This window comes from Sphaerochaeta sp. S2, from assembly GCF_016406725.1.
GTDB lineage: Bacteria > Spirochaetota > Spirochaetia > Sphaerochaetales > Sphaerochaetaceae > Sphaerochaeta.
Window position 1 is genome coordinate 24,680 of the sequence record NZ_JAEKNT010000304.1, and the last position, 15,679, is coordinate 40,358.

The following is a 15,679-nucleotide window of genomic DNA, read 5'->3' on the forward strand; positions in this document are numbered from 1 at the left end:
GATCAATAGTAATACGTTATCTGGACACCCTTTCCATCAAAGTAAAGCAGATCACCTTGAGGGTAGTGCCATGTTGCCTTGAGGCTGGAGGGAACGCGAAGCCCATCCTGGAGTACATAGTCACCGCATTCAGCACTCCAGCGAACCTTTTCCATGGTACCATCCATGGTAACCGCCATTCTATCCTCGGTAGAGAAGCTCAGCATCTCACCGCTCTCTGAAAAGGTAAAAATTCCAGAAACCTCCATACCATAAGCTTTCATCATTGCCTTTGCATGGGTGTCATCAATCGCCTCCCAGGAAACCATGTCACTGAGGGCAACAGAGGGAAGGAAGAACGCTTCTGCAAGATAGGTCACCAAGCAGGCCTTATCCATATGACCGCCCCTCTGGTTGAACAGCCTGATTCGTTTTGCAAGATACCCCTCCATGGAACCTCTTCCACCGGAGAAGGAATCCAATCCCTGGAAAGGAAGCCCATAGATATGGGAATCAATATACGCAAACCTAAGAGGCTCACTTGCATCATTGATCTGTGTGTAATCAATTGAGATGGTAGGCTTATCCCTTCCAAGGGAAAAGGGCACATCAGTGAAGACAGCCTTAAGTCCACTCATCTTTTGCTTTCCAATAAATCCACCTTCAATGAAGAACCGCTGGACAGGAAGGGGATACCCTTCCAATTCCTCGAGGGTGAACACCTTTTCCTTTGATTCCAAGTTTTGTACGAACTCCTGCTCAATACCAGCAAAACGCTTCTGCAGTACAGATGGCGGTAGCAATAGCACCAATAAAACCACCACAATAATCGCAACAATGCTCAAGACCACCTTACTCCTCCTTCCCATACGTATCCTCCATACGTGCCAAGTTCTTCATCCATTGGGTAATGCTTTTCTGCATCACCATAATCATCTCAGTATCAAAATCGGCGAAGAAGGCGTCAACAAATGCACGCTCATCCCCTTCCCGTGTCTTCAGATGAGAGAGACACGCCTGAGTTGGTTGTAGCAGCACGGTTCTCTTATCCTCATCTGATCTTGTAAGCTTGAGAAATCCCCGCTTTTCCAATATGAGGGCCATCTTCTTAATATTCTGCCTACTACTCCCTATCTTTTTGGAAAGCTCAGTCAGTGAACACCTCTGATTCTCACAGGAGAGCAACATTGCCAAGAGCAACCACTGCTTGGTGGAAACCTGCTCATCGATGGAATCCCCCAAAACCTGCAACCGGTTAGCAACAAGAAAGAGTGAGCCAAATACATTTGCCTTCATCTCATCATCACTCATCTTCAACTCCTATTAAGTAACTGGTTACGCATTATAGGTAACTAGTTACGTTTATGCAAGAGGTCTATGGATATTTTTTTTAAAAAGGACCTTGGCTATTACACCAAGGCCCAATGTCGTTGCTCATCTGAGCATGTTCATTTACTTCTCGTAGGCTGAATCATGCACTCCAGCTACTGCTCTTCCACTCGGTTCATTCATTGCCTTGAATGCCCGGTCCCATTCCAGAGCTGTTGCTGTGGAACAAGCAACCGAGTCCTCACGAGGAACACAGCGTGCCGCGCTCTCACTGGGGAAGTGGGAAGCAAAGAGGGTACGATAGTAGTACTCCTCCTTGGTAGCGGGGGTATGAATCGGGTACCGCTTTGCCGCCAAGGCAAACTGTTCATCACTGACCAGAGAGCTGGTAAGCTGTTTCAGGGTATCAATCCAGTTGTAGCCTACCCCGTCACTGAACTGCTCCTTCTGCCTCCAGACAATCTCATCCGGCAGATACTCCTTGAACGCCTCACGGAGAAGCCACTTCTCGATACGCTTATTCTTCCCAACAACAGGGCAGAGCTTCATGTCGGGATTCAGGTTCATCGCTACATCGATGAACTCCTTGTCCAGGAACGGAACGCGTCCCTCAACACCCCAGGCGGCCAGTGACTTATTCGCCCTCAGGCAGTCATAGAGGTTGAGTTTGGAGAGCTTTCTGACCGTCTCCTCATGGAACTCCCTGGCATTGGGAGCCTTGTGGAAATAAAGATACCCACCAAAGAGCTCATCACTCCCTTCCCCGCTAAGCACCATCTTGATACCCATCGAGCGAATGACGCGAGCAAGCAAATACATCGGGGTTGCTGCCCTTACCGTGGTGATATCACTGGTTTCCAGATGATAGATGACATCACTGAGAGCATCAAGTGCCTCCTGAATGGTAAAATGGACCTCATGGTGGACAGTCTTCAGATGGGCAGCAGCGATTCGGGCTGCTTTCAGGTCAGGTGATCCCTCAAGCCCGATGGCAAACGAGTGGAGACGTGGCCACCAAGCTTCCTCTGTGTCTGCACTTTCCACCCGCTTTTGGGCATATTTTGCAGTAATGGCTGCAATGATGGAGCTATCCAAGCCACCTGAGAGCAACACCCCATAGGGAACGTCACTCATCAACTGACGCTTCACGGCAGCTTCCAGGGCCTCCTTGACCATCTCGATCGTTCCTCCATGTTCCTTGACCACATCATAGCTGGTCCAGGAGCGCTCATACCACTTCCTGAGCTTTTTCTCAGGACTGTAATACAGGTGTCCAGGAGGAAAGAGTTCGATCGCACTACAGGTTCCTTCCAAGGCCTTCAACTCACTCGCCACAAAGAAATGTCCCTGATCATCCCACCCCTGATAGAGGGGAATGATGCCTATATGGTCACGAGCAATAAGGTACACATCCTTCACCTGGTCATAGAGAGCGAAGGCAAAGATACCATTCAGGTCCTCAAGAAAATCAGGGCCCTTCTCCTGGTAGAGAGCAAGGATGACTTCACAGTCACTCTGTGTCTGGAACTCGTAGACACCCTCATACTCCTTCCTGATCTGCTGGTGGTTGTAGATTTCACCATTGACAGCCAACACCACATTCCTGTCTGCGCTGTAGAGCGGCTGACCTCCTGAGAGTGGGTCGACAATAGCTAGTCGTTCATGACTGATGATGGCCTTCTCCCCTTCATACACCCCCGACCAATCGGGACCACGGTGACGGATCTTCCCTGACATGGAAAGAATCTGGGAACGAAAGGCCTTTGCGCTGCGCTGGATGTCAAACATTCCTACAAATCCACACATCGTATACCTCCAAACGTAAAAAAGACGCTCCTTGCCCAGTACTTGGGTAGGAACGTCTTTGTTCTTGGAAGGATACTACCTGCTCTTTTACAAAGTTGCAAGAGCCTCATCCACTACAGAGAGTGCAGCATCAATATCTTTTTTCTCAACAACCAAGGGGGGAACAAAGCGCAATACGTCGCTTCCAGCGCTTGCCACCAACACACCCTTGGCAAAACAGGCATCCACCACCTGCCGGGGAGGAACGGTAAGCACCAATCCATTGATCAGTCCCTTTCCCCTTACAGCTACGCAAAGGTCGGGATAGCGAACCACCAATTGAGCGAGTTTCTCCCTCAAGTACCTCCCCATCTCCTGGACATGGGAAGTGAAGGCTGGATCGCTGAGACGACGGACCATCTCTCTCACTGCGGCCATTGCCAAGGCATTACCCCCAAAAGTGGAAGCATGGTCTCCGGGAGTGAAGATATGACTTGCCTTTCCCGTGGTGAGCATCGCCCCGCAAGGAACACCTCCAGCGAGGGCCTTTGCGGAGGTAAGCACATCGGGTTTCACACCATAGACCTGATACGCGAAGGGCTTTCCACTGCGGCCCATTCCACACTGTACCTCATCATAGATGAGCAGGAGATTGTGCTCATCACAGAGAGAGCGGAGTCCCTGCAGGAAGGCTGGGTCAGCTGGAACAATACCTCCCTCCCCCTGGATTGGCTCCACGATAATTGCACAGGTTTTTTCTGTAATGAGCGCTTTTATGCTCTCCAGGTTGTTGAACTCTGCATAGCTGAATCCCTGGGGAAGCGGTGCAAAGTTCTTATGGTACTTCTTCTGCCCTGTTGCAGTGATGGCACCGTAGGTCCTCCCATGGAATGAATGCACCATGGAAATGATTTCGCTACGAGGGGTCTCACTCTGGTGTCCGAATTTCCTGGCAAGCTTGAGGGAAGCCTCTGTGGCTTCCGCCCCACTATTGCAGAAGAACACCCGCTCCATTCCTGCAAGCGAGCAAAGTTCCTTTGCCGCCTCCACCCCTACCTTGTTGTAGTAGAGGTTAGAACAGTGCAAAAGGCCTTCACTAACGACTTTATTAATAGCTTCTGAAAGGCCAGGGTCTCCGTAGCCAAGGGCATTGACGGCAATGCCGCCGACAAAGTCGAGGTAGCGCTTACCCTCTTCATCTATGAGGTACATACCTTCTCCACCGGTAAACACCACTGGTACTTGGCTGTAGGTATCCAACAGGTACTGCTTGCCTGTCTGTATTGTTTCTTGCATGCTCATGAGCGTTCCTCCTTGGTGACCATGGTCCCGATTCCCCGTGTGGTGAATATCTCAAGCAGGATGGCGTGGGGAACCCTGCCATCAAGTACGTGAACACTACTCACCCCTTTCTCCAATCCATCAAGACAACACTGCACCTTGGGGATCATACCGCCATTGATTGTACCATCCTGGATGTACTCTTCAGCTTGTCTTGTACTCAATGCGCGTATGATGGAAGAGGGATCATCCTTGTCCTTGAGGATCCCTTCCACATCGGTGAGAAACACCAACTTCTGCGCAGAAAGGGAACCTGCAACGGCACTTGCCGCATAATCGGCATTGATATTGTAGGTATTACCTTCCTCATCAACCCCAACAGGGGAGACAACCGGTACGAAGTTGTTGGAAAGCAGGGTCTCAAGGAGACTGGGGTCGACCTTTTCCACATGTCCAACATACCCAAGATCTCGCCCCTTATCATCCAACTTCTTTGAACAGAGCAGGGTTCTCCCATCCTTGCCACTGATGCCAACAGCACTGATGCCTACCTGCTCCAGCTCACTGACCAGGCTCTTGCCAATGGATCCACTGAGCACCATCTCCGCTACCTGTGCTGTCTCAGCATCGGTTACACGAAGTCCATCAAGGAACTCGCTCTTCTTACCCAGACGGTCGAGCAGGCTGGTAATCTCCTTGCCCCCGCCGTGGATGACCACTGGTTTCAAACCGATGTACTTAAGCATCGCAATATCCTGGATAACCGACTTCTTCAGTTGCTCATCAACCATGGCAGAGCCGCCATATTTGACCACGACAATACTGCCGGCGAATGTCCTGATGTAGGGAATCGCCTCGATAAGCACCTCAGCCTTGAGGATCTCGTTTGCCATCCTGTGTTTCATCAGCTTCTATAATCTCCATTGATCCGAACATACTCATAGGAAAGATCACAACCCCAAGCAGTGCCTTCCCCCTCTCCGTCTGTCAAGGTTGCAAGTGTCTGCACATCCCTTTCCATCAGGATTCCTTTTGCCTTGTGCTCATCAAAGGCCAGGGGAGTCCCTGCTGAGACCACCTGTATCGTCCCCTTGGAAGAGGAAAAAAAGAGGTCAACAGCATGTGGATTGAAATCAGCTCCACTATACCCCATGGCACAGAGAATCCGTCCCCAGTTTGCATCACTGCCAAAGAAGGCCGTCTTGACCAGATTGCTGCTGATGATCGAGCGAGCGAGAATCTGGGCTGTCTCCTTGTCCTTTGCTCCCTTGACCGTTACCTCGAGGAACTTACCAGCCCCCTCCCCATCACGAACAATTGCCTTTGCAAGTTCCTTATGGACATACAGGAAAGCCTGGGTAAAGGCTTCCCACTCCCTATGGGAGGGAGAGAGGGTGCCACACCCACTCTTTCCATTGGCAAGCACCAGTACGGTATCATTGGTCGAGGTATCCCCATCCACACTGATCATATTGTAGGTGTCTCGGATGGAGGACCCAAGCAGTTCTTGCAGTACAGGTTTATCGATGGTTGCATCGGTGGTAATGAAGCTGAGCATGGTTGCCATGTTGGGATGAATCATCCCTGATCCTTTTGCCATACCGCCAATGGTTACCTGCTTCCCATCAATCTCAAGCGAGACTGCAACTTCCTTGGTAAAGGTATCGGTGGTGAGAATAGCCTTTGCAGCTTCCTCTGCTCCCGATCTCGATGAATCGAGAACGTTCGCACAATCATCAATTCCTGCAACAATCTTATCCATGGGCAAGGGAAGCCCGATAACACCGGTGGAACATACCAATACCTCCTCAGGTTGCAAACCCAAGGCCTTTGCCGTATGTACGGCCATGGCATGGGCATCCTTCTCTCCTTGCTCTGCAGTACATGCATTGGCATTGCCGCTATTGATCACAATAGCTTGTGCCTGGAGGGAAGAGGAGACCAGCTTCTGGTCCCAGAGAACCGGGGCTGCTTTCACCAAGTTGGTGGTAAAAGATCCTGCAAAACTACAGGGAACCTCACTATAGACCAAGGCAAGGTCTTTTTTGCGTTTCTTGACACCACAGGCTACACCATTGGCTGAAAATCCCAAGGCAGCAGTAACGCCACCGTCTACTATTTGCATCACATATTCCTCCTTACAGGGGGCTGGCAACCGTGGAGGCAAGACCAGTCTCTTCACCCAGGTTGCACCGGATATTCATATTCTGCACGGCTTGGCCGGCAGCTCCTTTGACCAGGTTATCGATCGCTCCGATTGCAATAACACGCTTGGTTCTCTCATCAACCTTCCAGCCGATGGCACACATGTTAGTATTCTTCACAAATCGGGTCTCAGGAAGAGATGATCCCATCAGCCGAACAAACTTCTCGTCAGCGTACCACTTCTGGTATGCTGCGGTAATATCTGCCTCACTGACCCCTTCCTTCAGATTGGCATAGCAGGTAGAGAGAATCCCACGGTGCATGGGAACCAGGTGAGGAGTGAACTGCACGACAAGCTCACTACCGCTCAGTTCGCTCAACTCCTGTTCAATCTCCGGGGTATGGCGGTGATTCGTCACCCCGTATGCCTTGTATGACTCGTTGACCTCACAAAAGAGGGATCCAAGTTTCTCAGAGCGGCCGGCACCACTGACGCCACTTGCACTGTCTATGATCAGGGAATCTGGATCAACGAGCTTTTCAGCTACCAAGGGAGCAAGGGTGAGAATGCTACAAGTGGTATAGCAACCAGGATTGGCAATCAGATTTGCTGTTTCAATGCGCTCACGATGCAGTTCGCACAGTCCATAGACAGCCTCACTGAGCAAATCCTTGCTCCCGTGATTAGTCTTGTACCAGGATTCATAGACACTGCTGTCATTGAGTCGATAATCGGCTCCGAGGTCGATGATGATACAACGCTCCAGTATTTCCCGGTTTACCTTATGACTCGCCATCCCGTGGGGAAGGGCAAGGAACAGGACAGAGCACCGCTTGCTCGCTTCCTCAATATCTTCCTCTTCCAGGACCAGGTCACACCCTCCCTCAAGAGAGGGATATATCTCACTGAAACGCTTTCCGCTGTAGGAGTGTGAGGCAAGGTAGGTAATCTCCACAGAGGGATGATTTACCAGAAGGGCAACCAACTGTGACCCTGCATAGCCTGTGGCACCAATGACTCCAACTTGTAGCATACGTTCCTCCATATAAGCAATATTAGTATAATTATACAAAAATATTCCGTTTTGACCAGACCTTTGCATATATTTTCACAATTTTATGTATAAATATTAATTAAACCAATATACCAACTCTGAAGAAAATACCAATCCAAGCTTATTTTGGAGAGACAGAGAGGCTTTATTTGCCACCTCTACGTGGCAGTATGGGATAGTTCCTTGAGCGAGCAACCTATTGATATATGCTCTCTCCAACGCTTCACCCACATGCCTCCTCCGGTACTGGGGCAACACCTCCAGCATACCCATAGCACACTCAACATGCCTTCCCATGAACCCAGCTAGATTGCCATCGATCTCTGCAGCAATCATGACCCCTGCCTCGTATCGTTCACGGATATACGCTTCATCACCATGTTCGTAGTGATGCAACACCATAGGAAGGTCTTTCTCCTCGAGAGGGCGGATGAGGATGGACTCATCCTCAATAAGTGGTTGTGCCAAAAGATACACAGCTTGGACACACTCCAGAGAGACAGCAAGACCTTTCCCCTTGAGCGCATGGACAAGAGGCCCGGCGTGCACAGAGATGGGATCCTTGCAATGAGAGAGCTCGTCAGCAAAGGTATCTGCCGCTGCTGGGTTAAACAACGCCACCGCATAGATTGCATCCTGAATATGGAGCAATATTCCATCTTCATCTGCAATAAGCACCTTTGCTATACCCTCTTCCAATGGTTCAATCAAATCGATATAGGTAGTTCTCCCCTTCAGGGAGAGTGTCTTGATTACATCCATAGCCTACTGTAACGCAAGATAGCGCTGCTGTCAGTGTCGCAAGCTGTTGATTCCATGAAATGCCAACCCAATGAGACTCAGATTATAGAGGATCAGAATGAACCCAGCAAAAAGGGGACTCGGATCGCTGAGTACCATCAGGATAAAGAGCGTAACAAGCATCAAAGGAAGGAAGATGAACAACAGCATGGCAGGAATCCGCCTTGCCATGGTTCCGATAGTTAGGGAGAGAGCCCCAACACAAGCTACCAAACCAAGCTCGGCGGTAAGCAGGTAATCAAAGAGGAACTCCCCGGAAGCAAGCAAGAAAAACACAGCAAGCAATACCGGGGAAAGTAGCAACACCAGAAGTATTGCAGTCCCCACCACCATCAGGATTGCACTGAGTGAGCGTTCTCTCATCTTGCCTCTCTGCCAAGCATCTTCTCAACAAGTTTGAGCAATACATCGTCAACCACAAGATCTGCTCGGCTGGTTTTTGCATCCATTCGTGGTCGTTTCATCAGTTGCTGATAGGCATCAGCAATCCAAAGCGTCGCTGTCTCCGGTGAAACGATACCGGTATCAATGACCAAATCAAAGAGAGAAGCATCACGCTGGTTATACTGCAGGTCGGACTGGACAAAAGATGTCCTCACCAACTCCTGGTCTATGAGTGCTTTCCTTGCCTGCTCTTCAGTCCCACCCCGCTCTTTCTGTTTCCTTTGGACCCTCACCTCAAGCGGAGCCTTGATCCGTACATTCAGGACATCAGTATAGCCTTGCAGAAGACCAAACCCTCCTCGCCCAAGCATGACTACATTGCCAACCTTGGCAAATGCACGCATGACTGCAAGGAGAAAATCCACAGTTCGATACCGGTGTTGGTCAAATCGTTCCCAGAATGTGGGCAAACTGTCATAGACTTCGTCAAACCCACTGAAGCCATACTCATGCATGACTTTCTCAATATCTTGCTTGTCCACGAAGGAAAGCCCCAGTTGCTCGGCCACTTGCTTGGCGATGAAGGTTCCTTCACTGCCAATCTGACGGGAAATAGTAATAACTCCCATAGGCACCTCCTCTGGTAATTTCATGGTAAGTCAGTACCTTTGTGCTGTCAAGGAATGGCCCTTAATGCTAGTCATAGGAGAGGGCAAGTACCTGTTCTATAAAGAGTTTAGCGAGCAACGGATCAAACTGGGTCCCAGCGCATTTTTTGATCTCCTTTGCCGCTTCAACGGCGGAGACTGCCTTACGGTAGGTTCTCTCACTGGTCATCGCATCAAAGGCATCGGCAATTGCAATCATCCTGGATTGCAAAGGAATCGACTCCCCACGTATGGCCTTGGGATATCCAGTTCCATCAAAGTGCTCATGATGGGCAAGCACATAGGGCGCCAATGCTTGCATATCCTCAACTGAGCTGAGTATACGAAAGCCGATCTCGGCATGTCGTTTCATCTCCTCCCATTCCAGAGGGGACAACTTTCCATCCTTGTTGAGTATATTCTCAGCAATAGCGATTTTACCGATATCATGCAAAAGGCCTACCAGTCGTAACTCATTACACGATCTCTCACTGAGACCAAAGGATCTTCCCAACTGTTCACTGAGTTCACTGACTCGTCTTGAGTGAGCCTCTTCCCGTTTATTTTTCTCATGGAGGGTGTTGATGATGGCATAGACAGCTTTTCCCTGCATCTGGGGACTATCGAGCAATTTCTGGGTGGCTAGGTGTTTTTCAGCCAACTTCACCGCCTCATTCAGGTCAAATGTGGCATCCTCCACGACATAGAGCCCAAAACTGATCGAGGGAGCAACAGCATCCATTACCCTGAATGTTGATACTTTCTCTACCACATTCTCGAGACAGGTTTCACACTCCTCTGCCGTATATCCAGGCAGCAAGAGTGCAAACTCATCACCCCCTACCCTGAAAAGGTTTGGACAATCAGGGAAGGTTTCCCGCAATAGGATAGCAACCTGTTTCAGGATTCTGTTCCCTTGCTCCCTTCCGAAGGCCTCGTTGATTATCCTGAGACGATTCATATCTGCAAAGACAACACTCAAGGGAAGATTCCCCTCAAGGGTCATATTGCTGATAACCCGCTCGAACTCCACCCGGTCGTATAAATCGGTGAGTGCATCATGGGTAGAGGCATAAAGAATCCTCTTCTCAGCAAGCTTTCTCTTGGTAATATCGACGGTCATGCAGAGACTGCTTAAATCTACAAGGTCCTCTTCAGAAAACACACAAAGGGATAGATTGGCCCAGATGGTTGAACCATCTTTTTTCACGAATCGCTTATCGAAGGTAAAGGAATCCTCCTCCCCACTGAACATCTTTTGCGTGATCTGGTTACTCATCTGTACATCCTCAGGATGAGAGAATTCTGCCCACGTATGACCAAGCATCTCCTCTCTGGTGTATCCCAAGATATCCAGATAGCTCTGGTTGATTCTCTGAATCTCGCCGGTCCTCAGGTTGGTGAGAGACATCCCAATAGGTGCTTTTTCAAATATTGTCTTGAACTGCTGTTCGCTTTTTTTCAAGGCAGCAATATCGGCCAACCGATAAGCCTGACTGAAGAGAAGAAGACAGAGCAAGTACGTTCCTACTGGATAGAATACCAGTATTGGGAAGGTCATCACGGAAAATACATGAATCCTTACCGAAGAGGGCATAAGCAACATGCAAAGCAGCATGATTGCATGGTCAGTCAAACCAACAAGATAGAACTCGATATTGATATGGCGCCGTCTCTCCAACACAATTTGATAGCGATAGTGATGCCAGAGGACGCCTACCATTGTACTCGTAATGATGGTAGCCAACCCAGCATAGAGGCCCGCCCCACCCTTCAAGATTCTGAAAACGGCTATCATACCACTTCCGATAAGCGTCGGTGTCAATCCAAAAACCATACCGGAGACAACGATAAGGATGGATCTTGAGTCGAACACAACACCTTCCTCGAGAATGAACGGGTTAAGCATCACCAAGATGCCCACCACACCGATAACAATCCCGACCAAGATATGATAGGAATAGAGTTTTCTTGGGTTCTTGAATGGATAGGTAGTGAAAAAGACACTGAGGGTTAAGAGCATGGCAATGTTGAATAATACATTAACCATCATGATTCCCTCATTGAGGGGGTAAAGAAACACACATGGTTTCTTCCCGACTCTTTTGCCTTATATAAGGCAATATCAGCTTTACTGATCAGGGAGGAGGAAGCCAGATCTGGGCCTTCTACCCGGGCAACACCGATTGAGATATGAATATTCAATGCAAGGTCTTGGAAGAAGAATGCCTCTGAAGCAACCCGCAGTCTCAGCTCTTCAGCAATTTGTACTGCCTCCTCATCACTCTTGTTTGTCACCGCGATAACAAACTCATCTCCACCATACCGTGCAATTGCCTTGCTGTGCTTGATAACCTCTTTGGCACGGACTGCAAATTCCTGAAGCACCGCGTCCCCTGCCAAGTGACCATGGGTATCGTTGATCTCCTTGAAGTGGTCGATATCACAGATAAGGATGTGGGCATTCCCCGCTTCCTGCAGATGCAGGGAAACACGTTGCAGGAAGTATCGACGATTATACAATCCGGTAAGGGGGTCTACATTGGAGAGATCCCTGAGTTGTTTATGGAGGTTCCTTCTCTCGGTGATGTTTATGATCATCACGGTCACTGCCCGTTGTCCCTGATACGGTTTCTCCAACGGATACATGCGAGCCTCAAACCACTGATTTCCCCCTGGTCCATTCTTGGTGGTCAGGGTTACATCCTCAGTTTCCAGTTGGTAGTCAAAGGAGTTGAGCATGCCAACTTCCAGGGTATGGTGTACCTGGTCCATGAAAAAATCAGCAAAACCCTTGGGCATGAACGAGTAGATATTCTTACCCTTAAGGGGAAGTCCATCATCATAGAGCGAGCGCTCAGTTCCTCCGAGTACCTCAAGATAGGTCCCATCCTCACCCACCACAATAAAGGGGTCTGGAATGGTGTTGAACAGCGACCTTGAGATGTCATCGAGAAGAGGAATACCCTGTTCTTGCTTCGCCTTCGTTTTCATACTCCTCATGGTAGTGTGCAAAGGGAAGTAATTCAATCGGCTTGTACGATAATTTGCATGAAAGCTGACAAAGAAAAGAGTACAAAGGGGGGCTTCCCGACACAACTCAGAAAGCCCCCAGAGCGAAGCAGCACAACGTATTACACTGAATACAGAAGTGACTCGTAGGTAGGAATCGGCCAATACTGCTGGTCGGTGAGGAGCTCGGCAGTATCACACAGGGAGCGGACCTGTGCCATCTGGGAGAGGACCGTATCATGATAGAAGTGGCTCTCACTACTTATATCTTCCACCATCCTCGCTTCCAGAAGCTGCTGCTCCAACAGTGATACTTCCTTATCCAAACCATCGGCAAGATTACTCAGCTCAGTGATCAACCCTGCCTCATAGGAGAGGGAGAGGGAAGAGACTGCTGCTTTCTTATCCATGAAGCTCTTTGCCAGCGTTCCGCTGAATGCACTCAATGCAGGCAGCACTTGCTTTCTCATCATATCGACGAGCGTAAGTGCTTCGATATTGATCGTCTTACAGTAGTTTTCCAGGACGATTTCATACCGACTATGCATCTCCGAGGAGGAGAGCACACCAAACTTCTCAAAGAGCGCAATGTTTTTCGCATGGATGAAGGTAGGAAGAGCTTCAGGGGTGCTAACCAGATTCAACAGCCCTCGCTTATTTGCCTCTTCAACCCACTCAGGTGCATAGTTGTTGCCATTGAACACAATTCTTCTATGCTTGCTGTAGGTCTCTTTCACCAATGCAGAGAGGTCACAGGAGAAATCCTTGGCCTTCTCCAACTGATCGGCAAATCGGGAAAGCTGCTCTGCAATGATCGTATTGAGGACAAAGTTGGGACCGGAGACCGAGAACGAGGAGCCAAGCATACGGAACTCGAACTTGTTGCCGGTAAAGGCAAATGGACTGGTACGGTTTCGGTCGGTGGTATCCTTGGGAAATGGTGGAAGGAGATTTACCCCAAGGAGCATGGAGGATCTCTCCTTGTTCGGGCAATCAGTTCCATCAGCAAGGGAGTCGAGGATCTCAGTCAGTTCCTCCCCGAGGAACATGCTGACAATGGCCGGAGGTGCTTCGTTCGCACCAAGGCGGTGGTCATTCCCTGCACTGGCTACTGAGACACGAAGCAGGTCCTGGTACTCATCCACAGCCGCGATTACCGCGACAAGGAAGAGGAGAAACTGTGCATTGTCCTTGGGGTTGTCTCCCGGTTCCAGAAGGTTCAGCCCGGTGTCGGTTGAAATTGACCAGTTGTTGTGCTTCCCTGAACCATTCACCCCGGCAAACGGCTTCTCGTGCAACAAACAAACAAGACCATGCTTGTCAGCAATCTTCTTCATCATCTCCATGGTAAGCTGGTTCTGATCGACGGCAAGGTTGCTTGTGGTAAAGACAGGGGCAAGCTCATGCTGGCTGGGAGCAACTTCGTTATGCTCGGTCTTTGCAAAGATTCCAAGCTTCCAAAGCTCCTCATCCAGTTCCTGCATGAAGGCAGAGACACGACTCTTGAGATTGCCGAAGTAGTGATCCTCCAGCTCCTGTCCCTTGGGAGGGCGTGCCCCTACAAGGGTACGGCCGGTGTGGATCAAGTCCTTACGCTTCAGGTAGAGATCCTTATCTACCAAGAAGTACTCCTGCTCTGGACCTACAGTGGTCACCACTCGTTTCACATCACTCCGTCCAAAAAGCTTCAGAATTCTGATCGCCTCTCGGCTAATGACTTCCATGGAACGAAGCAAGGGAGTCTTCTTATCCAACACCTCACCACTATAGGAACAAAATGCTGTAGGGATACAGAGCGTATTCTCCTTGATGAAGGCATAGCTGGAAGGGTCCCAGGCAGTATACCCTCGGGCCTCAAAGGTTGCCCTAAGGCCACCGGAAGGGAATGAGGATGCATCAGGCTCTCCCTTGATCAACTCCTTTCCACTGAACTCCATAAGGGCAGTACCTTCAGAGGAAGGAACCAAGAAACTCTCATGCTTCTCTGCGGTGATGCTGGTCATGGGCTGGAACCAGTGACAGTAATGGGTAGCCCCTTCAGCCATAGCCCACTCCTTCATGGCATGGGCAACCTGGTTGGCAATCTCCAGGTTCAGTTCCTTTCCAACCCTGATGGTCTCTTTCAGCTGCCGGTAGGTGTCCTTGGATAGATACTCCCTCATCTTCTCATCTCCAAACACCATACTCCCAAAATACTGATCTGCTCGCTCTTTCATACGGTTCCTCCACTCTCAATAATTCATAAACGGGGTCTTCGGCGGCCAGGGCGCTTTGCCTGAGACATCGCCCCGACTGCCCACTTGCCCCAATCCGACAAGAATCCTTCTGCCGGAAACGCAAAAAAGGCGCCGTAGCCCAAACTGGACTACAGCGCCTTTGCTGATGATTCCTTTTACACCAGAGTCACCACTTCTGTCAATCAGTGCATCTTGGTTTCTCTTTTTTTCACAGGAATCCAAATCTCACTCTTCGCAGTATTTCCCTCGATATTGCTCCAGCTGAACGAAGGAAGATCAAGCAGTTCGAAATCTGAGGAAGGAAGCCAACGTGCATAAATGGATGCCATGGTATCCTGCAACACACGGGGAAATGCACCCTCATTAGGGAACACTGCCCAGAGCGTAGAGGGAAGTTCAACTACATCAAGCAAATCACTTATATCTTCCTTGGTTGTCAAAACCCCGATCATATGGGTCAGGTAACCCTCTTCTTTCATGAACTTGGCATCTGCCTCATAGGAAGCATTCAGTACATGATACGGCTCAATGTTCTGCAAGGAGTGCATCTCCTTTCTCTGTTCCTCGGTAATGCTTTTTGCCAATTCCACAATTGCATTATTCACTCCCTCAAACTGCATCGGCACCCGCCGACTCACCCCGGCAATCTTAAAGGCCGGTTTCTCTACAATTCGATAGTCCATGCGCTCTCCTCCCTCTACGGTAATCTTGAACGAAAGCTTTGGGAAGGCTTTACTCATACCCAGCTTTTTCACTTCGGAAGGCAACATGCCACTGAACGTTGTAAAGGCTCTGGTAAATCCATCCAAGGACTGGTATCCATAGGCATAGGCAACGTTGGTAACACTTTCTCCCTGGACCAGCGCCATCCCAGCCTGGGATAGACGTCTCCCCCTGATATACTCAGAGAGAGAGATTCCACCGGAAAGATAGTAGAAGACCGTTCTGAAATGATAGTCCCCAATACCAGAGACCTTGGCTAGTTCTTCCAATGAAAGTTCTTCACCCAGGTGTTCCTCTATGT

At 49.5% G+C, this 15,679-nt stretch carries 14 protein-coding genes; all 14 read right to left on the reverse strand.

What is annotated here, in order from left to right; all coding sequences use genetic code 11:
• Positions 1 to 2: 2 nt before the first annotated feature.
• Complete coding sequence (locus tag JF818_RS08955) at positions 3 to 848, reverse strand: DUF6544 family protein (protein ID WP_198891672.1); 846 nt, start codon at positions 846 to 848, stop codon at positions 3 to 5.
• Positions 832 to 1,290, reverse strand: a complete 459-nt coding sequence (locus JF818_RS08960; protein WP_198891673.1) for a MarR family transcriptional regulator — start codon at positions 1,288 to 1,290, stop codon at positions 832 to 834. The genes JF818_RS08955 and JF818_RS08960 overlap by 17 nt, the downstream gene beginning before the upstream one ends.
• Before the next feature lie 141 nt (positions 1,291 to 1,431).
• Positions 1,432 to 3,114, reverse strand: coding sequence for an asparagine synthase B (asnB, locus tag JF818_RS08965; protein ID WP_198891674.1), 1,683 nt, complete (start codon positions 3,112 to 3,114; stop codon positions 1,432 to 1,434).
• 87 nt (positions 3,115 to 3,201) lie between these two features.
• The gene (locus JF818_RS08970) at positions 3,202 to 4,395 is read right to left on the reverse strand and encodes an aspartate aminotransferase family protein (protein ID WP_198891675.1); all 1,194 of its coding nucleotides are present in this window, start codon (positions 4,393 to 4,395) and stop codon (positions 3,202 to 3,204) included.
• Complete coding sequence (argB, locus tag JF818_RS08975; RefSeq protein ID WP_198891676.1) at positions 4,392 to 5,279, reverse strand: acetylglutamate kinase; 888 nt, start codon at positions 5,277 to 5,279, stop codon at positions 4,392 to 4,394. The genes JF818_RS08970 and argB overlap by 4 nt, the downstream gene beginning before the upstream one ends.
• On the reverse strand, positions 5,279 to 6,499 hold the full coding sequence (gene argJ, locus JF818_RS08980; RefSeq protein ID WP_198891684.1) for a bifunctional ornithine acetyltransferase/N-acetylglutamate synthase: 1,221 nt from the start codon (positions 6,497 to 6,499) through the stop codon (positions 5,279 to 5,281). The genes argB and argJ overlap by 1 nt, the downstream gene beginning before the upstream one ends.
• 13 nt (positions 6,500 to 6,512) lie before the next feature.
• The gene (gene argC, locus JF818_RS08985; protein ID WP_198891677.1) at positions 6,513 to 7,553 is read right to left on the reverse strand and encodes an N-acetyl-gamma-glutamyl-phosphate reductase; all 1,041 of its coding nucleotides are present in this window, start codon (positions 7,551 to 7,553) and stop codon (positions 6,513 to 6,515) included.
• A gap of 96 nt (positions 7,554 to 7,649) precedes the next feature.
• Complete coding sequence (locus tag JF818_RS08990) at positions 7,650 to 8,336, reverse strand: GNAT family N-acetyltransferase (protein WP_198891678.1); 687 nt, start codon at positions 8,334 to 8,336, stop codon at positions 7,650 to 7,652.
• Positions 8,337 to 8,366: 30 nt separating this feature from the next.
• Positions 8,367 to 8,738, reverse strand: coding sequence for a hypothetical protein (locus JF818_RS08995; RefSeq protein ID WP_198891679.1), 372 nt, complete (start codon positions 8,736 to 8,738; stop codon positions 8,367 to 8,369).
• Complete coding sequence (locus JF818_RS09000) at positions 8,735 to 9,388, reverse strand: AAA family ATPase (RefSeq protein ID WP_198891680.1); 654 nt, start codon at positions 9,386 to 9,388, stop codon at positions 8,735 to 8,737. The genes JF818_RS08995 and JF818_RS09000 overlap by 4 nt, the downstream gene beginning before the upstream one ends.
• A 67-nt stretch (positions 9,389 to 9,455) precedes the next feature.
• Complete coding sequence (locus JF818_RS09005; protein ID WP_233066943.1) at positions 9,456 to 11,459, reverse strand: HD domain-containing phosphohydrolase; 2,004 nt, start codon at positions 11,457 to 11,459, stop codon at positions 9,456 to 9,458.
• Positions 11,456 to 12,400 carry a sensor domain-containing diguanylate cyclase gene (locus JF818_RS09010; protein ID WP_198891681.1) on the reverse strand — a complete coding sequence of 315 codons (945 nt, stop codon included), beginning with the start codon at positions 12,398 to 12,400 and terminating at the stop codon, positions 11,456 to 11,458. The genes JF818_RS09005 and JF818_RS09010 overlap by 4 nt, the downstream gene beginning before the upstream one ends.
• 140 nt (positions 12,401 to 12,540) lie before the next feature.
• On the reverse strand, positions 12,541 to 14,634 hold the full coding sequence (locus JF818_RS09015) for a glutamine synthetase III (RefSeq protein ID WP_198891682.1): 2,094 nt from the start codon (positions 14,632 to 14,634) through the stop codon (positions 12,541 to 12,543).
• A gap of 203 nt (positions 14,635 to 14,837) precedes the next feature.
• Positions 14,838 to 15,679, reverse strand: an 842-nt coding sequence (locus tag JF818_RS09020; RefSeq protein ID WP_198891683.1) for an AraC family transcriptional regulator, incomplete at its 5' end; no start/stop codon positions are given.

Excerpts from the sequence above, each read along its gene's own strand:
- JF818_RS08955 (WP_198891672.1), bottom strand. The coding sequence starts at position 848 with ATGGGAAGGAGGAGTAAGGTGGTCTTGAGCATTGTTGCGATTATTGTG.
- JF818_RS08960 (WP_198891673.1), bottom strand. The coding sequence starts at position 1,290 with ATGAGTGATGATGAGATGAAGGCAAATGTATTTGGCTCACTCTTTCTT.
- asnB (WP_198891674.1), bottom strand. The coding sequence starts at position 3,114 with ATGTGTGGATTTGTAGGAATGTTTGACATCCAGCGCAGCGCAAAGGCC.
- JF818_RS08970 (WP_198891675.1), bottom strand. The coding sequence starts at position 4,395 with ATGAGCATGCAAGAAACAATACAGACAGGCAAGCAGTACCTGTTGGAT.
- argB (WP_198891676.1), bottom strand. The coding sequence starts at position 5,279 with ATGAAACACAGGATGGCAAACGAGATCCTCAAGGCTGAGGTGCTTATC.
- argJ (WP_198891684.1), bottom strand. The coding sequence starts at position 6,499 with ATGCAAATAGTAGACGGTGGCGTTACTGCTGCCTTGGGATTTTCAGCC.
- argC (WP_198891677.1), bottom strand. The coding sequence starts at position 7,553 with ATGCTACAAGTTGGAGTCATTGGTGCCACAGGCTATGCAGGGTCACAG.
- JF818_RS08990 (WP_198891678.1), bottom strand. The coding sequence starts at position 8,336 with ATGGATGTAATCAAGACACTCTCCCTGAAGGGGAGAACTACCTATATC.
- JF818_RS08995 (WP_198891679.1), bottom strand. The coding sequence starts at position 8,738 with ATGAGAGAACGCTCACTCAGTGCAATCCTGATGGTGGTGGGGACTGCA.
- JF818_RS09000 (WP_198891680.1), bottom strand. The coding sequence starts at position 9,388 with ATGGGAGTTATTACTATTTCCCGTCAGATTGGCAGTGAAGGAACCTTC.
- JF818_RS09005 (WP_233066943.1), bottom strand. The coding sequence starts at position 11,459 with ATGATGGTTAATGTATTATTCAACATTGCCATGCTCTTAACCCTCAGT.
- JF818_RS09010 (WP_198891681.1), bottom strand. The coding sequence starts at position 12,400 with ATGAAAACGAAGGCGAAGCAAGAACAGGGTATTCCTCTTCTCGATGAC.
- JF818_RS09015 (WP_198891682.1), bottom strand. The coding sequence starts at position 14,634 with ATGAAAGAGCGAGCAGATCAGTATTTTGGGAGTATGGTGTTTGGAGAT.